Raw genomic sequence first — 22,043 nt, 5'->3', positions numbered from 1 at the left:
GCATAGCGCCGGCGGGTCCGGGCCCGGGCGTCATCCGGCCCCGAATCCACTCGTCGGACCAGGTCGGTGTGGGTCCCCGACATTGCCATCGGCGTTTGAACGGCCGATCGGACTGCGCTGAACGACCGTGGGCGATCGCGTTCAGCGGACGTTCAGTGAGCCGCCAGCCCATCCCCCGAACCTTGGTTCAGCAGAGCGGACGTCGGTGCCGGACCGCGGCGACGTCCAGAGAATCAGGAGGGGACATGCTGTCGACCAGTCACCCGGCGCTGCCAGCGCAGACCACCGCAAGCGAGAGCCTGGACGTGCTGATCCCGGCGGCGGCCGGCGGAGACCGGGCCGCGACCGCGAGCCTGGTGAACCGCTACACGTCGCTGATCCGCAACGTCGCCCGGGGCTACCGGCTCACCGACGGCGACGTCGAGGACGTCACCCAGACCGTCTGGATGCGTTGCTTCCAGAATCTGTCCCGGATCCGCGAGCCGCGGGCATTGCCCGGCTGGCTGAAGACGACCGCGCAACACGAGGCGCTGCGGTTGAGCACCGCGCAGGTCAGGTCGACCGCGATGGATCCGGCCGACCTCGAGCGCATTCTGGATTGCACGGGGGTGGCCGACGGCAGCGCCGACCTGCTGCGGCAGGAGGCCGGGCAGGCGGTCCGCGCCGGCCTGGCCGAGCTGCCGGCGGCCCAGCGCCGCCTGCTCATCCTGCTGCACGCGGACGCCCACCCCTCGTACCGGGAGATCAGCGAGGCGCTGGGTATCCCGCAGGGCAGCATCGGACCGACCCGCGCCCGCAGTCTGGCCCGCCTGCGCCGGATGCCGGCCCTGCGGAACTACCTGGACGCCGCCGGGACCGCAGCCGAGGCCGGCTGAGGTCGATGCCCGGTGCCCGGTCGGCCGACCGGCACCGGGATCCGGGCCAGTGGATGCCCGACTCCGAGCTGCCGGCGGGCCCGGGTTGCCGTCTCGATCGCCAGCCGCTCGCCCGGGTGCCCGGCCCGCTGCGCCAACCGGGCCGCGGCGGCGGCCAGCGCCAACGTGATCGGATGGTCCGGGCCCGGCATCCGTCGGGCGATGTCCAGTTCCGTGACCGGTGGGTCGTCGGTGGCGAGCGGATCGGCGGCCCTGATCGTCGCGGTGGCCGCCGCGATGGTCAAGGTGATGACGTGATCGGGGGCCATCTCGGGATCGGCCACCGACAGCATGTCCCGGCGCAGCTCGTCCGCCCGCTCGATGTCGCCGTGCCACACCAGACCCAACGCCAGCAGCGCCGCGCTGCCCAGCGTGATCAGGTGCCGGTCGCCCAGCACCGCCCGGCTCCGGCTGACCGTATCCTCGCCCAGGGTGCGGATCCCCTCGGTGTCGCCCGCGGTGAGCAGGCCGAAGACCACCTCGATGGCGGCGAGCAGGGTGACCGGATGATCTGCGCCCCACACCCGACGGGCCGACGCGTAGGTCGCGTCCGCCAGATCCGTCGCGGCCGGGTCCCCGATCCAGGCCAGGGCCAGTGTCACGTAGGCGGTGATCCGCAGCAGATCGGGGTGCTCGGCCGGGAACGTCGACCGGGCGCGGCGGATCGTGTCGAAGGCCAGCTCCCGGGCCGTGACGACGTCGGCCACCTCGGTCAGCGCGATCGAGAGGTACCCGGCCAGGCGCAGGGTCAGCGGGTGGTCGGCACCCATCACCCGGCGGGCCACCGGCAGGCTGCGCAGGCCGAGTTCGCAGGCCACCCGGGGAGCGCAGGCCCAGATCGAGGAATGCACGACGAACGTGCTGATGGCCAGCGTGTCGGGGTGGTCGTCACCGAGGGCGACCCGCCAGTGGTCGAGAACCCGCCGGGCCAGGTGGCTGCTCCACCGCGGCGCCGCGGCGCCGCCCAGATACACGGTGGTGTCCAACAGCAGCTGCCGGGCCTGCGGCAATTGCTCGGCGAGCGTGCCCAGCGCGAAGACGTGGGGCGCGAGCCGCCGATACGTCGGCCAGGACGACGGGTCGTTCGGGTCGCCATCCAGGACGCGGGCCAGCAGGGCGGCGGTCCGGGTGGCCACCCGGGTCCGCTCGTGTTCGGTCAGGTGGGTGCGGATGACGGCCTGCACCAGCCGGTGCACCTGGAAGCTCGCCGATTGGCGGCGGACCAAGGACAGGGACGCCGCCCCGCCCACCGCCGTCTCGACCGCGTCCAGCTGATCGCCCCGGTCCACCGGATCCCCCCGGTCCACCGGATCCCCCCGGTCCACCTGATCGACCCGGTCCACCTGATCGACCGGATCGGCGTGGATGTCCGTCGCCAGGTCGGCCCGGCCGGCGAACAATTCGAGTGGGATCGGTTCGGGCGCCAGGAACGCGCTGAGTTCGAGCAGGGTGAGCGCCGGTGGGCAGGTCGCCGCCAGCCGCTGCAGCGACATGTCCCACGCCGTGTCCAGCCGTCCCTCGTAGTCGAGCACGTCGCCGCGGGCCAGGAAGGCCGACCGCCGCCGGCTGAACTGATCCAGGTATTCGCCCGGATCGATGTCGGTCGCTTCGAGGTACGCGACCGCCTGGGCAAGGGCCAGCGGAAGATCGCCGAGTTCGGCGGCCAACCGGCTGCCCGTCCCGTCGTCCAGGGCGGGCATCCGGGATCGCAGGAAGGCCAACGACTCGTCCCGGTCGAGCACGTCGATCGGGGTGCGACTGCCGATCTCCCCCCACAGCGGATTCCGTGACGTGACCAGGATGTGGCCCGAGCCGAAGGGCCGGTACGGCGCGACATCACTGACCCGGGCCGCGTTGTCGAAGATGAGCAACCAGTGACCGGTCCGCCCGAGATGCCCCAGCACCTGCGCGACCAGGTCGTCGGCCGAGGCCCGCGGGGGTAACCCGAGCTCGGCATTGAGCCGAGCCAATTGGGACGGGATGAAGGTCGGTTCTTCCGCGTTGATCCACCAGACCACGGCGTAGGAGTCAGCGAACCGGTGCGCGAATTCGATGGCCAGATGGGTCTTTCCGACCCCGCCCAGACCGTAGACGGTCTCCACCGCCACGGTGTCCGTTCGGCGCCGGAGCCGGTGAGACATCTTGTCCAGCAGGGCCTCACGACCGGTGAAATGGGGATTCCGGGCCGGAGCGTGCCAGACCCGGTGGGCCGGTGGCGGGTCCGTCGACCAACCGGCGTCGTCGGTGAGGCCCGGCCGGGGCCCACCGGTGGCAGCGTGGCCCAGTTCGAGCTCGGCCGGTCCTGCTGCCTCGGCGTCGGCACGGCCGGGCGCTGCCGGGAGTTCGCCGGCCAGGCGCGGGTCGTGCGCCAGGACCGCGCGTTCGAGGTCTTGGAGTCGGCGGCCGGGATCGACGCCCAGTTCGTCGGCCAACCGGGTGCGGATCCGCCGGATGACCTCCAGGGCGTCCGCCTGCCGCCCCGAGCGATAGTGCGCGAGGGCGAGTTGGGCGTGCAGGTCCTCGGCCAACGGGTTCTGTTCGATCAGCACCGCCAGCTCGGGGATGACCTCGGTCGACCGTCCCAGGCTCAGGTCGACCGCGACCCGGCCGCTCACCGCGGCCTGCCACTCGCGGCTCAGCCCGGCCGACTCGGCGGCGGCGAACGGAAGGCCGGCGAATTCCTGCAGGGGGGCCGATCGCCAGTGGGTCAGGGCCGTCCGCAGCAGTTCCCCGGCACGCGCCGCCGACACCGGCCGGATCCGCCGGGCCTGCTCGACCAGGTCCCGGAAGCCGAGCAGGTCCAATGATTCGGCGTCGGCCTCGAGCAGGTAACCGGGGTCCTGTCGGTGGATCGCAATGCCGTCGGTGCCCAACCGGCGCAACCGTGACACGTAGACCTGGAGCACGTTCACGGAGCCGTCGGTCGCCCGATCTCCCCAGATTCCGGCCAGCAGCTCGTCGATCGTGACGACTCGGTTGGCGCCCAGTGCGAGCAGAGCCAGCACCGCACGCTGTTGACGGCCGCCCAGGGCCACCGGTCGACCCGCGTCCAGCACCCGCAATGGCCCGAGCAATTGGATGTGCAGCCCGTTCGCCGTCCACCCGGCCGGCCCGCCTGCCCTGCCCATCGCGCCCACCCGCCCGTCCGGACCGCCGGCCCGCCGGCGAGTCACCTGCCGTTGGACCCAGGGCGGAAGCGTATCGAGGTGGCTCGATGATCTGAATTCATTTATTGGATTCCTCGGTTCCCCGGTGCCAATTCTCGGGTGGTTCACATCACCGCCCTCATTCACGGGTCGTGAACCCCAATTCACATGGTTCGAACCCGGGGGGCCGATTCGGGGTAGCGGGGCCCGGTGCCTGCTCCCCCTCGCCCGTGCCGCCGGCGCCGTCATCGCCTGCGACCGACGGCGGCGACCTCAGCACCCCGGTCCGGCTCGCGGCGCCGCTCGGGCCGGCGGCTCGGGCCGGGGCGAGTAGCATCATCGGACGAAGCACCCAGCGCTGAGGTCTGACTTGCCCCTGGCGAGGCGTCCATTGCCGCCCGCCGGACCGGAAGTCGGACCGGCGCCCGTTTGGCCATCAGGGCCGGGACGGGCGTTCAGCCCTGACCGAATCGCCAGGCGATTTGCTGCTGCCCGACCCGACGGGTAGCCTGATCGATCGGCCCGGTCCTGCTGGGTCGCTGTCGTGTGCCCTCGATCCGGCCGGTCGGGATCAGCGCTCGATGGCACTCGCAGTCACCTCAGATTGGCCGCAGCACGGCCTCGTCGCGAAGGAAGAAGTCAGCAGCGCATGCCCACGATCCAGCAGTTGGTCCGCAAGGGCCGTACCGACAAGATCGGTAAGACCAAGACTCCCGCCCTCAAGGGCAGCCCCCAGCGGCGCGGCGTGTGCACCCGCGTCTACACCACCACCCCGAAGAAGCCGAACTCGGCGCTGCGCAAGGTGGCCCGGGTGAAGCTGACCAGCCTGGTCGAGGTCACCGCCTACATCCCGGGTGAGGGCCACAACCTGCAGGAACACTCGATCGTGTTGGTCCGTGGTGGCCGGGTCAAGGATCTGCCGGGCGTTCGTTACAAGATCGTGCGTGGCGCGCTGGATACCCAGGGCGTCAAGAACCGTAAGCAGGCCCGTAGCCGTTACGGCGCGAAGAAGGAGAAGAGCTGACATGCCCCGCAAGGGACCCGCTCCGCGTCGGCCGCTGGTCGCCGATCCGGTCTACAACTCCCCGCTGGTCACCCAACTGGTGAACAAGGTGCTGCTCGACGGCAAGCGCTCGATCGCGCAGTCGATCGTCTACGGCGCGATGGAAGGTGCCCGCGAGAAGACCGGCAGCGACCCGGTCGTCATTCTCAAGCGCGCACTGGACAACGTCCGCCCGGCTCTGGAGGTCAAGAGCCGCCGCGTCGGTGGCGCCACCTACCAGGTGCCGATCGAGGTCAAGCCGGCCCGGTCCACCACGCTGGCGCTGCGCTGGCTGGTCGGCTACTCCAAGGCCCGCCGCGAGAAGACGATGACCGAGCGGCTGATGAACGAGCTGCTGGACGCGTCGAACGGGCTCGGTGCCTCGGTCAAGCGCCGCGAGGACACGCACAAGATGGCCGAGTCGAACAAGGCCTTCGCGCATTACCGCTGGTGACGTAGTCGTGCCGGGCGCGAGGGACGAGTGCCGGGCACGACGAAGTCGGCCGGCGGAATTCCGAACCGTCGCTGGTGACGTAGTCGTGCCGGGCGCGAGGGACGAGTGCCGGGCACGACGAAGTCGGCCGGCGGAATTCCGAACCGTCGCTGGTCGTCATCGGAACAGCGCCGGCGGGAATAGGCAGGCCCCGCCCGGCGCTGTTCCCATGTTCCGCATCAAGCGCGGGCGGGCGCCGTCGGGCACGATCTGACGAGCAGACTCACTTCACGAAACACACTCGAGACGAGGCAGGGAACCACCGTGGCCAGCAGCCCTTTGGACAAGGTCCGCAACATCGGGATCATGGCCCACATCGACGCGGGCAAGACCACCACTACCGAGCGCATCCTCTTCTACACCGGCATCACGTACAAGATCGGCGAGGTCCACGAGGGCGCCGCGGTCATGGACTGGATGGAGCAGGAGCAGGAGCGGGGCATCACCATCACCTCCGCGGCCACCACCACGTCGTGGAAGGGCCACAAGATCAACATCATTGACACGCCCGGCCACGTCGACTTCACGGTCGAGGTCGAGCGGTCGCTGCGGGTGCTGGACGGTGCCGTCGCGGTGTACGACGGGGTGGCCGGGGTCGAGCCGCAGACCGAGCAGGTCTGGCGGCAGGCCGAGAAGTACAAGGTCCCGCGGATGTGCTTCGTCAACAAGCTCGACCGCACGGGGGCGAACTTCTTCCGGTGCGTCGACATGATGGTCGAGCGGCTGGGTGCGACGCCCGCCGTGCTGCAGCTCCCGATCGGCGCCGAGGGTGACTTCATCGGTGTCGTCGACCTGCTGCAGATGCGGGCGCTGACCTGGCGCGGCGAGACCGTCAAGGGTGAGGACTACGCCGTTGAGGAGATTCCGGCCGACCTCCGGGCCCAGGCCGACGAGTACCGGGAAAAGCTCATCGAGACCGTCGCCGAGAACGACGACGAGGTCATGGAGCTGTACCTGGGCGGCGAAGAGGTGCCGCTGGACGTGCTGAACGCGGCGATTCGTCGCGCGACCATCGCGGGCAAGATCAACCCGGTCGTCACCGGTTCGGCGTTCAAGAACAAGGGCGTCCAACCGATGCTCGACGCGGTGGTGAACTACCTGCCGTCGCCGCTGGACGTCGGGGCGATCGAGGGCACGTTGCCGGACGGGGTCACCCCGGCCGAGCGCCAGCCCGACCCGGACGCCGAGTTCGCCGGCCTGGCCTTCAAGGTTGCCACCGACCCGCACCTGGGCAAGCTGACCTTCGTCCGCGTCTACTCGGGCACCCTGAATTCGGGCAGCCAGGTCGTCAACGCGACCAAGGACCGCAAGGAGCGGATCGGCAAGATCTACCAGATGCACGCGAACAAGCGTGAGGAGCTGGCGAGCGTGCACGCCGGCGACATCTGCGCGGTGATGGGGCTCAAGCAGACCACCACGGGGGACACCCTGGCGGACCCGCAGCACCAGATCGTCCTCGAGTCGATGACCTTCCCGGATCCGGTGATCTCGGTGGCCATCGAGCCCAAGACCAAGAGCGACCAGGAGAAGCTCGGCACGGCGATCCAGAAGCTGGCCGAGGAAGACCCCACGTTCAAGGTCAAGAACGACGAGGAGACCGGCCAGACGGTCATCTCCGGCATGGGCGAGCTCCACCTGGACATCCTGGTCGACCGGATGCGGCGCGAGTTCAAGGTCGAGGCCAACATCGGTAAGCCGCAGGTGGCGTACCGGGAGACGATCCGCGGCACCGTGGAGAAGTACAGCTACGTCCACAAGAAGCAGACCGGTGGCTCCGGGCAGTACGCCAAGATCCTGATCACCATGGAGCCGTTGGACCTGGAAGCCTCTGGTAGCGAAACAGCAGGCGCGACCTACGAGTTCGTCAACGCGGTGACCGGTGGGCGTATCCCGAAGGAGTACATCCCGTCGGTCGACGCCGGCGCCCAGGACGCGCTGCAGTACGGCGTGCTGGCCGGCTACCCGATGCTCGGGGTGAAGATCACCCTGGTCGACGGCGCCTACCACGAGGTCGACTCCTCGGAAATGGCGTTCAAGATCGCCGGGTCCATCGCCACCAAGGAGGCCGCACGGATGGCCAAGCCGGTGCTGCTGGAGCCGCTGATGAGCGTCGAGGTGGTCACCCCCGAGGACAACATGGGTGACGTCATCGGCGACCTGAACTCCCGGCGTGGCCAGATCCAGTCGATGGACGAGCGTTCCGGCGCCCGGGTGGTCACCGCGCTGGTGCCGCTGTCGGAGATGTTCGGCTACGTCGGCGACCTCCGCTCGCGGACGCAGGGTCGCGCCTCGTACTCGATGGTGTTCGACCGTTACTCCGAGGTTCCGGCCAACGTGGCGAAGGAAATCATCGCGAAGGCGACCGGAGAGTGATCCCGGCGCCGTCCGGCGTCACGACAATTCAATAGATCAGGGGATACGGATTGGCCCCGGTAGCAACGACTGCGTGGCCATCCGTACCCTGCACAGTCGGGATGTCGGCGCCCAACCGGGCACCGGCATCACGGGTCCGGGCCAGTAAGGGTTCGGTCCAGATCCACCCACACCGCCTCACAAGCTCGACTGTCCAACCGGCACAGAGTGACAAGGCGCAACGAACAGTCCTGAGGAGGACAGCAGTGGCGAAGGCGAAGTTCGACCGGAGCAAGCCGCACGTCAACATCGGCACCATCGGTCACGTTGACCATGGCAAGACGACGCTGACCGCGGCGATCACCAAGGTGCTGCACGACAAGTACCCGACCCTGAACGAGGTCTCCGCCTTCGATCAGATCGACAAGGCTCCCGAGGAGCGTCAGCGCGGTATCACCATCAACATCGCGCACGTCGAGTACCAGACCGAGAAGCGGCACTACGCCCACGTGGATGCCCCCGGTCACGCCGACTACATCAAGAACATGATCACCGGTGCGGCCCAGATGGACGGCGCGATCCTGGTGGTCGCGGCCACCGATGGCCCGATGCCGCAGACCAAGGAGCACGTGCTGCTGGCCAAGCAGGTCGGTGTGCCGTACATCCTGGTCGCCCTGAACAAGGCCGACATGGTCGACGACGAGGAGATCCTGGAGCTCGTCGAGCTCGAGGTCCGCGAGCTGCTCGCGGCGCAGGACTTCGACGAGGACGCGCCGGTCGTCCGGACCTCCGGCCTGAAGGCCCTCGAGGGGGACCCGAAGTGGGTCGCCACCGTCGAGGAGCTCATGGCTGCGGTCGACGAGTCGATCCCGGACCCGGTCCGCGACATCGAGAAGCCGTTCCTGATGCCGATCGAGGACGTCTTCACGATCACCGGTCGTGGCACCGTGGTGACCGGCAAGGTCGAGCGTGGCCAGGTGCACGTGAACGAGACGATGGAGATCGTCGGCATCAAGCCGAAGTCGTTCACCACCACCATCACCGGCGTCGAGATGTTCCGCAAGCTGCTCGACTCCGGCCAGGCCGGTGACAACGTCGGTCTGTTGCTGCGTGGCACCAAGCGCGAGGAGGTGGAGCGCGGCCAGGTCGTCGTCAAGCCGGGTTCGATCACCCCGCACACCGAGTTCGAGGCGCAGGTGTACATCCTGGGCAAGGACGAGGGCGGACGGCACACGCCGTTCTTCAACAACTACCGCCCGCAGTTCTTCTTCCGGACCACCGACGTGACCGGTGTGGTGAACCTCCCCGAGGGCACCGAGATGGTCATGCCGGGCGACACCACCGAGATGACCGTTCAGCTGATCCAGCCGATCGCCATCGAGGAGGGCCTGCGGTTCGCCATCCGCGAGGGTGGCCGCACCGTCGGCGCCGGTTCGGTGACCAAGATCGTCAAGTGAGTCCGGGCCGGGTCTGACCCGGTCGCACTCCCGGCAAGGCCCCGCCGCGTTCGCGCGGCGGGGCCTTTGCCGTCGGGCCGCCCTGGGTGTCCCGGGGGGTGTCCGGCCGCTTCTCAGCATGTGCACGTCGTCGATCACGGCGCGTCCATCGGGATTGAACGGTGCACTCGGCCGACAGATCGCCGGGCGATTCACTCGTGGTCCACAACGGGAGGACGACCGCCACCGAGCGGTCCTGGCAGTTCAGCGCCGAGCTGTCCCGAAGGGTCCAGATGTCCTCGGCTTGCCGGGCCAGGACCGCGCCGTCGGTTCCGTAGGCGCGCACCCAGGTCAGGAGCTCCGGGCGGCGTCCGGCGACCGGATCGTCGAGGGCGGGACGCAGCTGGTCGGGAATGATCGCCATTCGAGCACCCCTCACGGGCGTGAGTGCCGACGATGCCTGAGATGATCGGCGACATGAGTGAGCGCGAACGAGCCAATCATGGATGCGACGGCATCGCTCCCCGCGGGAGCGCGGAGCCGGCGTGCGCACCGATGGGACCGGTGGCGTGAGCGGACTGTTCGCCCTGTTCGATGACGTCGCCGCGATGGTCAAGCTGACGGCGTCGTCCTTGGACGACATCGCCGGTGCGACCGGCCGGGCCAGCGTGAAGGCCGCCGGGGTGGTCGTCGACGACACCGCGGTCACCCCGCGGTACGTGCAGGGCCTCAAGCCCGAGCGGGAGCTGTCGATCATCTGGCGGATCGCCAAGGGGTCCCTGCGCAACAAGCTGCTGATCATCCTGCCGGTCGCTCTGCTGCTGTCCCAGTTCGCGCCGTTCCTGCTGACCCCGATCCTGATGGTCGGCGGTACCTACCTCTGCTACGAGGGGGCCGAAAAGCTCTGGGAGAAGTTCTCCGGGCACGCGCCGGAGGAGCACGAGGATGCGGACGGCCCGGCGATCGACCCGGCCGAGCATGAGAAGAAGGTCGTCGCGTCCGCCACTCGCACCGACTTCATCCTGTCCGCGGAGATCATGGTCATCGCGCTGGACGAGGTCGCCGACGAGGGCCTGGTCGCCCGGGCCATCATCCTGGCCATCGTCGCGGTGCTGATCACGGCGCTCGTCTACGGCGTGGTCGGGCTGATCGTCAAGATGGACGACGCCGGGCTGGCCCTGGCCCAACGGCCGGGCAAGGCGGTGGCCGGGTTCGGCCGAGGACTGGTCAAGGCCATGCCGATCGTGCTGAGCGTGCTGGCCTGGGTCGGCGTCGTCGCGATGCTCTGGGTCGGCGGGCACATCCTGCTGGTCGGCATGGACGAGCTGGGCTTCCATCTGATCTACGGCTGGGTGCACCACCTGGAGACGGCCGTGCACGACGCCACCGGTGGTTTCGGCGCGACCTTGGGCTGGATCACCAACACCTTCTTCTCCGCGGTGTTGGGCTTGATCGTCGGCGCGATCGTGGTTGCGGTGCTGCATGTGCTGCCGTTCGGGCGCAAGCACATCGCGCACGCTCCGGACGGTGCCGCCGGCGCAGTTGTCGCGGACGGCGCGAACGCGGCTGTCGCGGGTGGCACGGCCGGCACCGCTGTCGCGGACGGTGCGGATGGTGCTGCCGGGCCGGCACCGGCGGGTGACGCGGCCGGCATCGAGGTGGCCGGGAGCAGTGCCGAGGCACCGGAGCCGGGCACCGCGGGGTCCGGGCCGGCCGGCCCCGGTCGGGCATCGGCCGAGGGGGCGTCCGGAGGCGCGGGTTCGGTTCGGGGGGAGTCAGGGAAGGCGGACGGGCCCCCCGCGCAGTAGGTCGGGCCGGGCGGCCGACCGGCCCGGGATCGACGGGTGGTCAGCGTCGCCGGGGTGTGTCGGCCGTCGCGGGCAGTTCGGTCGGCGCCGATGTCCACGAGCGGGTGGGCGTGCGTCCGCGGGCACCGGCCAGCCCCCGGATCAGCAGGCTGAGCAGGGCGATGTAGGCCGCGACGAAGCCGTACAGGCAGGCGAGGGTCAATGCGTCCGAGAGCGCGACGAACTGCCCGCCGGTGAACTGGGTGAACGGCGATGCCGTCCAAGCGGGATCCAGGCCGGTGTCCACCAGAAAGAACCCGAACCCGGCCAGGGCCAGCCAACATCCGACCAGCGACCCGAACTGGCCCGGAGTGAGGCACCCCTCGTCGCCCCGGCGCTGCCGGATCGCCACCGCCGAGGTGACCCCGAGCAGCAGGAGCAGCGCCGGCGCGACGACCTTCAGCGTGAGCGGAACTCCGGCGGTGCCGTCGGCGGGCAGCAGGGCGGTCCGGCCGACGCCCACCCAGGCGATCAGCAGCAGGTTGATCGGCATCGTCGTCAGGTGGGCGACGACCCTGACCTCGGCGAGGTTCACCGGTCGACCGGGCGGGCGGCGACGTCGACGACAGCCATGATGGAGTCTCGATTCTCGATCCGACGGCGATCGATCGGAAGTCTCGGACGGGCGTCACTCCACTGTCGCACCCGACAATATTCGTTGTCAACGACAATCAAATTTGTCCTTCGCGGGCCGGCTGGACGTCGCGGATCCGCCCGACGTTGAACTCGCGTTGGTCGTCCCGCAGGTGGCACCAGGCGTAAAGCTGGTCGCCGACCAGTTCGAGCTCGGAGATCATCCGGCGGCTGACGCCGCCCGTTGCGGTCTGGTAGGTGATCACCACCGGTAGCTGCCGGTCGATGGCGAACGCAAGTTGACGCCGCTCCAGCGGGCTCAAATGGGGCGCGAACAGGTCGACGTATTCCTCGGCCTCGGTGTGGGGTCCCGCCTGGTCCACGGCGCCGGCGACGCGGAGCAACCGTTGCGCCAATGCCACGGCGTCGTCGGGGGCCTGATCGGGGTGGTCGGGTGCGCCGCCGCGCCCGGATCGCGTCGGCACCAGCCGATCGAGCGGGCGCTCGGTCGCGCCGCCGACGTCGGCCCGCCGGTGCTTGGTGGTGGGCCGGCGCAGGTCCACCACCCCGTGCTCGTCGGCGGGCACCGGCAGGTAGCCGGCCGCGCGAAGTGCCTGGACCACCTCGGCCGGCTCCGCTTGGAAGACCGCGACCTCGGCGGTCACCAGATGCGGCTGCAGCTGGCGCACGCGCCGGTCCGCGACGACCTCGCGCAGCAGCGCCGGGTCGGCCGACCGCACGCAGCTGGCGGCCGGCAGGACCACCAGGTGGCCGTGCCGGCGGGCCACATCGCCGATCAGGTAGGTCAGGGTCTGGGGCAGGTCGGCATCGGCCGCCGGGTCGAGCAGCCCGCGCAGGGCCGAGGTCAGCCGCTCGGCCGTCCACCCCTCGTCGAACGCCCGCCGGACGCTGGCGGGGGAGAAGCGCCAGACCACCGCCGCGCCGCGGCCCTCGCGGTCGGCGCACGCATCCAGCAACGCGCTCACCGCGGCCGACGGGGACCCGGCCACCAGCACCGTCAGGTCCGAACCGAACCGGCCGGACGACGCGGCCGCGGGCAGCAGGCGCCCCGCCACCGCCACGAGCTCGTCGGCGTCGCCATCGAGCAGGCAGCGACCCACCGGGCTGAGCGTCCCGTCGACCAGCACGCCGATGGCGTGGGCCTCCCGCCACACCGCGGCGGCGGAGAGATCGTCCGGGCGGCTCGCCGGGCGGTGCCAGGCCAGCTGGCCGGCCACCTCCGCCGGGGAGCCCGGCGCCCGGTCGGCACCCATCTCGTCGATCTGGGACAGGAACATGCCCCGCGCCGGCTCGACCGACAGGTAGGCCATGCGTCGCCCGGCGGCGGGGATCACCTTGCCGTCGTCGTCCCGGTCGAGGCTCGGGTGGATTGGCAACGTCCACCAGACGGCGACCAGGTCGGCGTACCGCTGCGCGGGCTCGGTGGCCCGCCAGGCGCCGGCGGCGGGTGACAGACCCAGTGTGCCGGTGCCGCCGATGCCGGCCAGCGACCCGAGGTCACGCAGGATCTCCAGGTCGAACCGCACCTGCGACTCGGCGACGCCCAGGGCCTTGCCGATCTTGACCAGCTCGCGGGTGCCGACGCCGCCCGCCTTCAGCGCGGTCGCGGGGGTGCGGCCGAGCCGATCGACGAGGGCGGCGACGGACTGGGTGGCCTCCGCGGCGGCGGCGGCCGCGCCGCGCTCGATGGCCGTGGGTGCGACGGCATGGGCGTCGTACGTCGGCGGGTGGGCGGCGAACGCCACCCGGGTGCGCGGGCCCATGATCGCCAGGACCACCTCGCACGGCACCTCCGGCATGAGGTAGTCGCCGCCGATCAGCAGGCCTCGGCGACGGGCCCAGTTCTCGCCCTCCAGCTGGGCCCGGCCCCGCGACGGCATCGGTCCGATGCCGGCCTGGGCCTGGGCCAATTGCTCCAGGTGCGCTCGCGCGTCGGCGGGGGCGTCGGCCAGCAGGGCGCCGAGCCGCTCCGGGTCGGTGAACAACGCGACCAGCCGCGCCCTGATCTCCGCGGCGCTGCCGGAGGTGCGCAGCCCGCAGGCGGCGGCCATGCCGGTGACGTCGGCCCGGCTGAGCCGCTCGAGCCACAGCGAGACGCCCAGGCCGAGTCCCATCGGCCGCGGGATCAGCTCGGTCAGCGCGGGATCGTGCCGCACCAGGTCGTCGTCGAACCAGATGACGGCCAGGTCCTGCAACCGATTCAGGTACGCCAGGACGACGGCGTCGCGCTCCGCGGGTTCGTCCGAGTCGGGCAGCAACGCCGTCAGCGCGCGCATCGTGGTGCTCGGCCCGAGGGCGACAATCGCGTGGCACAGCGCAAGGCAGGGCTCGGGCACCGACTGCAGGGCCCTGGTCAGTGACATCGGGCCGGTCAGCCGCTCGGCCAGGTCGTCCAGGCCGGCGATCGGCGCACCCCAGGTGACGTCCGTGCGGTGCCGCAGGATGGCGGCCAGTTGCTCCGGGGAGCGGGAGGTCAGAAAATCGAGCAGCGTCCCGGGTTCGCTCATCCGGCCATTCAACCGCGCTCCGACCCGGGTCCGGACCGCCGCGTCGGGGGTCGCACACCTGCCGCGCCGGCGCCAAGATCACCCCGACTTGAAGTCGCCCCCGGCTCTGCGGCATACTGTTCCGGTTGCCCTGAGGCGGGTCGTCGTCTTCGTGCGGTCTCGATCAGGGCGGGTAGTACCGAAACACTGAACAAGCATGTCTCGCACTCCACCGAGTGCGGCCGGTCCAGGTGTTCGTCGATATCGGCGACGCATGACCCGCGCGGGCGACACGCCCGACCGCGTGGACCGGTGGACCCGGACAGACTGAACAGCGGCGGCGGACTCCGGTTCGCCCGAACGAGTGCGCGGATCTTCTCGCGCGCCCCGGCCTCGGCCGGGTGCGGGCGAGCGGGGAACCGCACAGGCGGTGCGTGAGCACCGGTGAGCACGGCGGATCCTCCGCCGCGAGTTGATGTACAGCGCGAACAGCAGTTCGCGCCGAACGAGAGGGACGGCAAGCGTGGCGGGACAGAAGATCCGCATCCGGCTCAAGGCCTACGACCATGAGGCGATCGATGCGTCGGCACGCAAGATCGTCGAGACGGTGACCCGTACGGGGGCTCGGGTGGTCGGCCCGGTGCCGCTGCCCACCGAGAAGAACGTGTACTGCGTGGTGCGTTCCCCGCACAAGTACAAGGACTCGCGTGAGCACTTCGAGATGCGGACGCACAAGCGGCTGATCGACATCCTCGACCCGACGCCGAAGACCGTCGACGCACTCATGCGCATCGACCTGCCGGCGTCCGTGGACGTCAACATCCAGTAGGGGATCGGCGCGACCGTCAGTAGTCGGGCGAGCTGACGAGCCCGCGACGCGGCACATTCCCGAAAAAGTTCACGTCCACCGCCCCGCAAGGGGCGCATGGCACAGCACAGGAGATGGGTAGTACCAACATGGCAGAAGCGATCAAGGGAATCCTGGGCCACAAGCTCGGGATGACCCAGGTCTTCGACGAGGCCAACCGCGTGGTTCCGGTCACCGTCGTCGCGGCCGGTCCGGTCGTGGTCACCGCCGTGCGCACCCCGGAGACCGACGGCTACAGCGCGGTTCAGTTCGCGTTCGGCGCCATCGACCCGCGCAAGGTGACCAAGCCGGCTGCCGGCCAGTTCGTCAAGGCCGGCGTGACGCCGCGCCGGCATCTGGTCGAGCTGCGCACCGAGGACGTCTCGGGGTACAGCGTGGGCCAGGAGCTCACCGCCGCCGAGGTGTTCGCCGCCGGCGCGGTGGTCGACGTCACCGGCACCAGCCGGGGCAAGGGCACCGCGGGCGTCATGAAGCGGCACGGCTTCGCCGGCCTGGGCGCCGGCCACGGCGTGCAGCGCAAGCACCGCTCGCCGGGTTCCATCGGCGGCTGCTCCACCCCCGGCCGGGTCTTCAAGGGCCTGCGCATGGCCGGCCGGATGGGCAACGAGAAGGTCACCGTGCAGAACCTCACGGTGCATGCGATCGACGCCGACAAGGGCCTGGTCCTGATCCACGGCGCCGTGCCGGGTCCCCGGGGTGGCCTCGTGATGATCAAGTCCGCCGTCAAGAACCAGAGCAAGGTGGATGCCTGATGACCACCGTCCAGATCACCGGACCGGCCGGCGAGGCGGGTGAGGTCGTCGAGCTGCCCGCCGCGGTCTTCGACGTCCAGGCCAACGTTCCGCTGATGCACCAGGTCGTGGTGGCCCAGCTGGCCGCCGCCCGCCAGGGCACGCACAAGGCCAAGACCCGCGGCGAGGTGTCCGGCGGCGGCAAGAAGCCGTACCGCCAGAAGGGCACCGGCCGCGCCCGTCAGGGCTCGACCCGCGCGCCGCAGTTCACCGGCGGCGGCGTCGTGCACGGTCCCGTTCCCCGCGACTACACCCAGCGGACCCCGAAGAAGATGAAGGCCGCCGCGCTGCGCGGTGCGCTTTCGGATCGGGCCCGCGGTGGCAACGTGCACGTGCTGGAGTCCCTCGCGGTCGACGGCACCCCGTCGACCAAGAAGGCGCTCGCCGCGCTGAACGGCGTCTCCACCGCCCGGAAGATCCTGGTGGTGCTGCAGTTCGGTGACGAGACCGGCTGGAAGAGCCTGCGCAACGTGCCGTCGGTGCACCTGCTGTGGGCCGGCCAGCTCAACACCTACGACGTGCTCGACAGCGACGACGTGGTGTTCACCAAGGCCGCGCTGGACGAGTTCCTGTCCGCGGCCGGGCACAGCCTGCAGGCCGCCCCGGCCAGCACCGGCCGCCACGCGGCCGACGACGATGACGCCGTCGAGGCCACCCCCGTGGCCGTTGATGTGGAACAGGAGGAGGAGAAGTGATCCCCGATCCTCGCGACATCATCATTCGGCCGATCGTCTCCGAGAAGAGCTACGGCCTGCTGGAGTCCGGCGCCTACACCTTCGAGGTGCGGACCGACGCCAACAAGACGCAGATCAAGATCGCCATCGAGAAGATCTTCGACGGCGTCAAGGTCGTCTCGGTGAACACGATCAACCGGCAGGGCAAGCGCAAGCGCACCCGCACCGGCTACGGCCAGCGCAAGGCCACCAAGCGGGCCATCGTCACGCTGTCCGGCGACAGCAAGCCGATCGACGTCTTCAGCGGCGCCTGAGGTAAGGGACTACAGAACCAATGGGTATCCGTAAGTACAAGCCGACGACCCCGGGTCGTCGTGGCGCCTCGGTCGCCGACTTCAGTGAAGTCACCCGGGACACCCCGGAGAAGTCGCTCATCCGTCCGCTGCACTCCAAGGGCGGCCGGAACGTGCACGGTCGGGTCACCGCCCGGCACCAGGGCGGCGGGCACAAGCGGGCCTACCGGCTGATCGACTTCCGGCGGGCGGAGAAGGACGGTGTGCCGGCCAAGGTCGCGCACATCGAGTACGACCCGAACCGCACCGCGCGCATCGCCCTGCTGCACTTCGCCGACGGCGACAAGCGCTACATCATCGCGCCGAACCGGTTGAGCCAGGGCGACACGGTCGAGACCGGCCCGGGTGCCGACATCAAGCCGGGCAACAACCTGCCGCTGCGCAACATCCCGGTCGGCACCGTGGTGCACGCGATCGAGCTGCGGCCCGGCGGCGGCGCCAAGATCGCCCGGTCGGCCGGCGCCAAGGTGCAGCTGGTCGCCAAGGACGGTCCCTACGCTCAGCTGCGTATGCCGTCCGGTGAGATCCGCAACGTCGACGTGCGCTGCCGCGCCACGGTCGGTGAGGTCGGCAACGCCGAGCAGGCCAACATCAACTGGGGCAAGGCCGGCCGCATGCGCTGGAAGGGCAAGCGTCCGCACGTGCGTGGCGTGGCCATGAACCCGGTCGACCACCCGCACGGCGGTGGTGAGGGCAAGACCTCCGGTGGGCGTCACCCGGTGAACCCGAAGGGCAAGCCGGAGGGCCGCACCCGCCGGCCGAACAAGGAAAGCGACAAGCTCATCGTGCGTCGCCGGCGCAAGGGCAAGAAGCGGTGAGCATGACGTCAGCAGTGAAGCCACAGACCCAACAATCCATCGAGTACGGAGCAGGAAGGTAGGGACGGGATGCCCCGCAGTCTCAAGAAGGGCCCGTTCGTCGACGACCACCTGCTCAAGAAGGTGGATACGGCGAACGACAAGAACTCCAAGGCCGTGATCAAGACCTGGTCGCAAGCACGTCCCGGTGTTCGTCACCGAGTCGATGGTCGGCCACAAGCTGGGCGAATTCGCTCCGACGCGGACCTTCAAGGGTCACGTGAAGGACGACCGCCGGGCCCGGCGCGGTTAGGAGAAGTCGAAACATGAGTGAGAGCAACGAGGTGGCGGAGCTGCCGCGCAGCCAGGCCACGCTCCGGTACGCGCGGCTGACGCCGATGAAGGCCCGCCGCGTGGTCAACCTGATCCGCGGCCGCTCGGCGGTCGACGCGGCGTCCATCCTGAAGTTCGCCCCGCAGGCGGCGAGCGAGCCGGTGGCCAAGCTGCTGGCCTCCGCCGTCGCCAACGCGGAGAACAACCAGGGGCTGGACCCGGAATCGCTGATCGTGGATCGGGTCGTCGTGAACGAGGGTCCGACGCTCAAGCGGTTCCAACCGCGGGCGCAGGGCCGGGCGTTCCGCATCCGCAAGCGGACCAGCCACATCACCATCGAGCTCGTCTCGGTGAGTGCCGATCAGTCCAACGGCCGCAAGGCCGGCCGGAATGCGAAGGGAAGGACCCGGTAGTGGGTCAGAAGATCAATCCACACGGGTTCCGGCTGGGCATCACCACCGACTGGAACTCGCGGTGGTACGCGGACAAGTCCTACGCCGACTATGTCGCCGAGGACGTGCAGATCCGCAAGCTGATGAGCAAGGGCATGGAGCGGGCCGGCATCTCCAAGGTGGAGATCGAGCGGACCCGGGATCGGGTGCGGGTGGATATCCACACTGCCCGTCCGGGCATCGTCATCGGTCGCCGCGGCGCCGAGGCCGATCGCATCCGCGGTCAGCTCGAGAAGCTGACCGGCAAGCAGGTCCAGCTGAACATCCTCGAGGTGCGCAACCCCGAGTCCGATGCGCAGCTGGTCGCCCAGGGCGTGGCCGAGCAGCTGTCCAACCGGGTCAGCTTCCGCCGGGCGATGCGTAAGTCGATGCAGTCGGCGCAGCGTTCACCGGCCGTCAAGGGCATCCGGATCCAGTGCTCCGGCCGTCTGGGCGGCGCCGAGATGAGCCGGTCGGAGTTCTACCGCGAGGGACGCGTGCCGCTGCACACCCTCCGGGCGGACATCGACTACGGCTTCTTCGAGGCCAAGACCACCTTCGGTCGCATCGGCGTGAAGGTCTGGATCTACAAGGGCGACAAGGTCGGCACCCTGGCCGAGCAGCGGGCCGCCGAGGCCGCTGCCCAGCAGCGGGGCGCCCGGGAAGGTCGCGGCGAGCGGGCCGAGCGCCCGCAGCGTCGCCGGTCCGGGTCGTCCGGCACCACTCCGACGTCCACCGACGCCGGTCGCGCCGCGGTCGAGGAGAGCCCCGAGGCTCTCCCGTCCGGTGCCGCCGGCACCGAGACCACAGGGGCATAGGTCATGTTGATTCCCCGCAAGGTCAAGCACCGCAAGCAGCACCGGCCGCACCGGACCGGGCTGGCTTCGGGCGGGACCCAGGTCACCTTTGGTGAATACGGCATCCAGGCGCTGGAGCCGGCGTACGTCACCAACCGGCAGATCGAGTCGGCGCGTATCGCCATCAACCGGCACATCCGCCGTGGTGGCAAGGTCTGGATCAACATCTACCCGGACCGCCCGCTGACCAAGAAGCCCGCCGAGACCCGCATGGGTTCCGGTAAGGGTTCGCCGGAATGGTGGATCGCCAACGTCAAGCCGGGCCGCATCATCTTCGAGATGAGCTACCCGAGCGAGGCCACCGCCCGCGAGGCGCTGCGCCGCGCGATCCACAAGCTGCCGATGAAGTGCCGCATCGTGACCCGGGAAGGGGTTGAAGGATGATGGCTGATCAGACTTCAGCCGCCACCGAGCTGCGCGAGCTCGGCCAGGACGAGCTCGTCCTGCGGCTCCGTGAGGCCAAGGAAGAGCTGTTCAACCTGCGCTTCCAGATGGCCACCGGGCAGATGGACAACAACCGGCGGCTGCGCACCGTCAAGCACGACATCGCCCGGATCTACACGGTCATGCGCGAGCGCGAGCTCGGCCTGTCCGTCGGGCCGGACGAGTTGGCCAAGCAAGGAGGTGCCGCATGAACGAGCGTCAGCGAGTGAATCATGAGTACAGCCGCGGGCTCCCCGTTTCGGGTGGCCGAGCCTGCGAGGCGACCCGAGGGGAGGCCGCGTGAGCGAGCAGCCGGAATCCACCGAGGTGACCGCCGAGGCGGCCACCGCCGAGAACGCCGCGCCGGCCGTCAAGGCGCGCGGTGAGCGCAAGACCCGTGAGGGCCTTGTCGTCTCGGACAAGATGAACAAGACGATCGTCGTGGCCCTGGAGGACCGGGTGAAGCACCCGCGGTACTCCAAGGTCATCCGCCGGACCACCAAGGTCAAGGCGCACGACGAGAACGAGACCGCCGGCATCGGCGATCGCGTGCTGCTGGCCGAGACCCGGCCGCTGTCCGCGACCAAGCGGTGGCGTCTGGTCAAGATCCTGGAGAAGGCGCAGTAGTTCGCGCCTCTCACGTGAAGGCCCCGCTCCGAGCCTCGGCTCGGGTGGGGCCTTTCGCGTTCCCGGGCGGTGCGGCGCCCGGCGGAGCGCCCGGGTGCGGCGAACCTGGGTTGCGCATCGGGCGCCCGTGCTGCGCAAGGCGGGTTCAGCCGGCCGCGGCCGGTGTGGCGCCGGCGAGGGCTTGGTTGGTTCGATGAACCTGGGTTGCGCATCGGGCGCCCGTGCTGCGCAAGGCGGGTTCAGCCGGCCGCGGCCGGTGCTCGGCGGAGGCGGTCGATCGTGCGCTCCACCAGCGCCAGCACGCGGTCCGGCGAGTCGGCGATGTCGGCGGGCGTGAACCGAAGGATGGTGTAGCACTCGTCCACGAAAGCGTTCTGGCGTTCCAGGTCGGCTGTGGCCTGGGCCGGCGTGCGGTGATACCGATGACCGTCGACCTCGACGATGAGCATGACCTCGTCGAACAGCACGTCGGGGTATCGCGCGCCCACGGCCAGACTCACCAACGGATTCGCTCGCCACCCGACGATGCCGGCCTCGCGAAACAGCCGATGCAGACTGCTTTCCGGGGCGGACCAAGGGTTGTCCCGGACCCGCTCGTGACTGCGTCGAGCCAGGATCTGCCCGGGACGGCCCCGGCCGATTTCGAGAGCCTCCCTGAGATCCCCGGCACGGAGGCCATTGCGGAGCGCGGTTTCCAGCATGTCCGGTTCGCCCCGGCGGGCCAGGTGAAGGCACGTCGCCGCAGTAGTTGTCACCGGCAGCCGCCGATGTCGGTCGACCTCGATGTCGTTGAGGTCGGCCCGGATCACGTCGATCCCCTCGATCGTCGACATCCGCCGACGCGGCGGAACGACAACCTCCACCGTGGACGGCGCCCGGTCGGTGAGGCCCCACCACCAGGCCGCGGCGGTGCCGGTGACGACCGCGTCGTCACCGGCCCACAAGGCGGTCGCACGGATCCTGGACGTGGGAGTCGCCGGATCCACCTCGACGGCGTACACCCTGGGCAGCACCCGCAGCCACCGCATGCGGTAGACGTTGCTGGCCACCGTCGAACCGGACATGCCCGCTGCCATCGCCTGGTCGCGGCGGATGATGCCGTCCTGGAGCTGGAGAACTGCATCCAGGCCCGCGTGCAGAGCGAGAAGCGCACCGTCCATGAACCCAGCTCATCGGCGAAAGACCCCTCGCGCGAGGGGCATCCCCCGAATGTGGATCAAATGCGGACATGGGGACAAATCCGAGGCCGTCATCAGGTCCGGGCGCTGCCGGGTGCCGGGCGCTCTTGGGGGGAGCTCGCCGGGGTGACATCGGGTCCGGTGAACCTGGGTTGCGCGGGGTGGGGGTGTGCTGCGCAATCAGGGTTCAGTGGCGTCGGGCTGCCACTGGTGTGCGCTGCTCGTTGGGGCGGCGCCGGGAACCGGTGAACCTGGGTTGCGCGGGGTGGGGGTGTGCTGCGCAATCAGGTTCAGTGGGTGCGGGTCACCGCCGGCGGGCGGGGGCCGGCGGGGTGCGCGGGTGCCGGTTGACCCCGGTGGCCCGGCGCCGGAACTCGTCGCTGCGGGCCCTGACCTGGACC

At 70.0% G+C, this 22,043-nt stretch carries 21 protein-coding genes and 1 pseudogene; 17 read left to right on the top strand and 5 right to left on the bottom strand.

The window, feature by feature from the left end:
• Positions 1-245 precede the first annotated feature (245 nt).
• On the top strand, positions 246-875 hold the full coding sequence (locus ACILSK_RS02075) for an RNA polymerase sigma factor (RefSeq protein WP_395725428.1): 630 nt from the start codon (positions 246-248) through the stop codon (positions 873-875).
• Here ACILSK_RS02075 and fxsT read toward each other — a convergent pair.
• Positions 836-4,042 carry an FxSxx-COOH system tetratricopeptide repeat protein gene (fxsT, locus tag ACILSK_RS02070; RefSeq protein ID WP_395725427.1) on the bottom strand — a complete coding sequence of 1,069 codons (3,207 nt, stop codon included), beginning with the start codon at positions 4,040-4,042 and terminating at the stop codon, positions 836-838. The two genes, ACILSK_RS02075 and fxsT, sit on opposite strands and share 40 nt — an antisense overlap.
• Positions 4,043-4,709: 667 nt before the next feature.
• Between fxsT and rpsL the strand changes: the two genes are divergently transcribed.
• From rpsL to tuf, 4 genes are all read left to right on the top strand, one after another.
• Positions 4,710-5,084 carry a 30S ribosomal protein S12 gene (gene rpsL, locus ACILSK_RS02065; protein ID WP_015746436.1) on the top strand — a complete coding sequence of 125 codons (375 nt, stop codon included), beginning with the start codon at positions 4,710-4,712 and terminating at the stop codon, positions 5,082-5,084.
• A gap of 1 nt (position 5,085) precedes the next feature.
• Complete coding sequence (gene rpsG / locus ACILSK_RS02060; RefSeq protein WP_395725426.1) at positions 5,086-5,556, top strand: 30S ribosomal protein S7; 471 nt, start codon at positions 5,086-5,088, stop codon at positions 5,554-5,556.
• 345 nt (positions 5,557-5,901) lie between these two features.
• Positions 5,902-7,968, top strand: a complete 2,067-nt coding sequence (gene fusA, locus ACILSK_RS02055) for an elongation factor G (protein WP_395725493.1) — start codon at positions 5,902-5,904, stop codon at positions 7,966-7,968.
• A gap of 245 nt (positions 7,969-8,213) precedes the next feature.
• Complete coding sequence (tuf, locus tag ACILSK_RS02050; RefSeq protein WP_395725425.1) at positions 8,214-9,404, top strand: elongation factor Tu; 1,191 nt, start codon at positions 8,214-8,216, stop codon at positions 9,402-9,404.
• Here tuf and ACILSK_RS02045 read toward each other — a convergent pair.
• Positions 9,397-9,807 (bottom strand): hypothetical protein, encoded by a 411-nt coding sequence (locus ACILSK_RS02045; RefSeq protein ID WP_395725424.1) that lies wholly within the window; start codon positions 9,805-9,807, stop codon positions 9,397-9,399. The genes tuf and ACILSK_RS02045 overlap by 8 nt on opposite strands.
• Before the next feature lie 121 nt (positions 9,808-9,928).
• On the opposite strand from ACILSK_RS02045, the gene ACILSK_RS02040 reads away from it, so the two are divergent.
• Positions 9,929-11,191, top strand: a complete 1,263-nt coding sequence (locus ACILSK_RS02040) for a DUF808 domain-containing protein (RefSeq protein WP_395725423.1) — start codon at positions 9,929-9,931, stop codon at positions 11,189-11,191.
• Positions 11,192-11,231: 40 nt separating this feature from the next.
• On the opposite strand, the gene ACILSK_RS02035 is transcribed toward ACILSK_RS02040, so the two are convergent.
• Together ACILSK_RS02035 and ACILSK_RS02030 are read right to left on the bottom strand one after the other, a co-directional pair.
• Positions 11,232-11,765: a hypothetical protein gene (locus ACILSK_RS02035; RefSeq protein WP_395725422.1), complete on the bottom strand. Its 534-nt coding sequence runs from the start codon at positions 11,763-11,765 to the stop codon at positions 11,232-11,234.
• 136 nt (positions 11,766-11,901) lie between these two features.
• A complete protein-coding gene (locus ACILSK_RS02030; protein ID WP_395725421.1) occupies positions 11,902-14,331 on the bottom strand; it encodes a helicase-associated domain-containing protein in 2,430 nt (809 codons plus the stop codon).
• 502 nt (positions 14,332-14,833) lie between these two features.
• On the opposite strand from ACILSK_RS02030, the gene rpsJ reads away from it, so the two are divergent.
• From rpsJ to rpsQ, 11 genes and pseudogenes are all read left to right on the top strand, one after another.
• Complete coding sequence (gene rpsJ, locus ACILSK_RS02025) at positions 14,834-15,139, top strand: 30S ribosomal protein S10 (RefSeq protein ID WP_015746443.1); 306 nt, start codon at positions 14,834-14,836, stop codon at positions 15,137-15,139.
• A gap of 128 nt (positions 15,140-15,267) precedes the next feature.
• Positions 15,268-15,930, top strand: coding sequence for a 50S ribosomal protein L3 (gene rplC, locus ACILSK_RS02020; RefSeq protein WP_395725492.1), 663 nt, complete (start codon positions 15,268-15,270; stop codon positions 15,928-15,930).
• Complete coding sequence (rplD, locus tag ACILSK_RS02015; RefSeq protein ID WP_395725420.1) at positions 15,930-16,664, top strand: 50S ribosomal protein L4; 735 nt, start codon at positions 15,930-15,932, stop codon at positions 16,662-16,664. Before rplC ends, rplD begins: the two co-directional genes overlap by 1 nt.
• Positions 16,661-16,957 (top strand): 50S ribosomal protein L23, encoded by a 297-nt coding sequence (gene rplW, locus ACILSK_RS02010; protein ID WP_395725419.1) that lies wholly within the window; start codon positions 16,661-16,663, stop codon positions 16,955-16,957. The genes rplD and rplW overlap by 4 nt, the downstream gene beginning before the upstream one ends.
• Before the next feature lie 20 nt (positions 16,958-16,977).
• Positions 16,978-17,814 carry a 50S ribosomal protein L2 gene (gene rplB / locus ACILSK_RS02005; protein ID WP_395725418.1) on the top strand — a complete coding sequence of 279 codons (837 nt, stop codon included), beginning with the start codon at positions 16,978-16,980 and terminating at the stop codon, positions 17,812-17,814.
• A gap of 69 nt (positions 17,815-17,883) precedes the next feature.
• A pseudogene (locus ACILSK_RS02000) lies at positions 17,884-18,106 on the top strand (ribosomal protein S19 family protein).
• A gap of 13 nt (positions 18,107-18,119) precedes the next feature.
• Positions 18,120-18,539: a 50S ribosomal protein L22 gene (gene rplV / locus ACILSK_RS01995; RefSeq protein ID WP_395725417.1), complete on the top strand. Its 420-nt coding sequence runs from the start codon at positions 18,120-18,122 to the stop codon at positions 18,537-18,539.
• Positions 18,539-19,375, top strand: coding sequence for a 30S ribosomal protein S3 (rpsC, locus tag ACILSK_RS01990; RefSeq protein ID WP_395725416.1), 837 nt, complete (start codon positions 18,539-18,541; stop codon positions 19,373-19,375). Before rplV ends, rpsC begins: the two co-directional genes overlap by 1 nt.
• A gap of 3 nt (positions 19,376-19,378) precedes the next feature.
• Entirely contained in the window at positions 19,379-19,798 is a 420-nt protein-coding gene (gene rplP / locus ACILSK_RS01985) for a 50S ribosomal protein L16 (protein ID WP_395725415.1), read from the top strand.
• Entirely contained in the window at positions 19,798-20,049 is a 252-nt protein-coding gene (gene rpmC / locus ACILSK_RS01980) for a 50S ribosomal protein L29 (RefSeq protein WP_395725491.1), read from the top strand. The genes rplP and rpmC overlap by 1 nt, the downstream gene beginning before the upstream one ends.
• Positions 20,050-20,164: 115 nt before the next feature.
• Positions 20,165-20,464 carry a 30S ribosomal protein S17 gene (gene rpsQ / locus ACILSK_RS01975; RefSeq protein WP_395725490.1) on the top strand — a complete coding sequence of 100 codons (300 nt, stop codon included), beginning with the start codon at positions 20,165-20,167 and terminating at the stop codon, positions 20,462-20,464.
• Positions 20,465-20,703: 239 nt separating this feature from the next.
• Here rpsQ and ACILSK_RS01970 read toward each other — a convergent pair whose 3' ends face one another.
• Entirely contained in the window at positions 20,704-21,624 is a 921-nt protein-coding gene (locus tag ACILSK_RS01970) for a type IV toxin-antitoxin system AbiEi family antitoxin (RefSeq protein WP_395725414.1), read from the bottom strand.
• Between the last annotated feature and the right edge of the window lie 419 nt (positions 21,625-22,043).

This window comes from Nakamurella sp. (assembly GCF_044224575.1).
GTDB lineage: Bacteria > Actinomycetota > Actinomycetes > Mycobacteriales > Nakamurellaceae > Nakamurella.
Note: the sequence above shows the minus strand (reverse complement) of the source record. Positions and strands in the feature narration are given on the sequence as shown.

Coding starts and splice junctions, on each gene's coding strand:
- ACILSK_RS02075 (WP_395725428.1), top strand. CDS start 246: ATGCTGTCGACCAGTCACCCGGCGCTGCCAGCGCAGACCACCGCAAGC.
- fxsT (WP_395725427.1), bottom strand. CDS start 4,042: ATGGGCAGGGCAGGCGGGCCGGCCGGGTGGACGGCGAACGGGCTGCAC.
- rpsL (WP_015746436.1), top strand. CDS start 4,710: ATGCCCACGATCCAGCAGTTGGTCCGCAAGGGCCGTACCGACAAGATC.
- rpsG (WP_395725426.1), top strand. CDS start 5,086: ATGCCCCGCAAGGGACCCGCTCCGCGTCGGCCGCTGGTCGCCGATCCG.
- fusA (WP_395725493.1), top strand. CDS start 5,902: ATGGCCCACATCGACGCGGGCAAGACCACCACTACCGAGCGCATCCTC.
- ACILSK_RS02045 (WP_395725424.1), bottom strand. CDS start 9,807: ATGGCGATCATTCCCGACCAGCTGCGTCCCGCCCTCGACGATCCGGTC.
- ACILSK_RS02030 (WP_395725421.1), bottom strand. CDS start 14,331: ATGAGCGAACCCGGGACGCTGCTCGATTTTCTGACCTCCCGCTCCCCG.
- rplC (WP_395725492.1), top strand. CDS start 15,268: ATGGCAGAAGCGATCAAGGGAATCCTGGGCCACAAGCTCGGGATGACC.
- rplD (WP_395725420.1), top strand. CDS start 15,930: ATGACCACCGTCCAGATCACCGGACCGGCCGGCGAGGCGGGTGAGGTC.
- rplB (WP_395725418.1), top strand. CDS start 16,978: ATGGGTATCCGTAAGTACAAGCCGACGACCCCGGGTCGTCGTGGCGCC.
- rplV (WP_395725417.1), top strand. CDS start 18,120: ATGAGTGAGAGCAACGAGGTGGCGGAGCTGCCGCGCAGCCAGGCCACG.
- rplP (WP_395725415.1), top strand. CDS start 19,379: ATGTTGATTCCCCGCAAGGTCAAGCACCGCAAGCAGCACCGGCCGCAC.
- rpmC (WP_395725491.1), top strand. CDS start 19,798: ATGGCTGATCAGACTTCAGCCGCCACCGAGCTGCGCGAGCTCGGCCAG.
- ACILSK_RS01970 (WP_395725414.1), bottom strand. CDS start 21,624: ATGGACGGTGCGCTTCTCGCTCTGCACGCGGGCCTGGATGCAGTTCTC.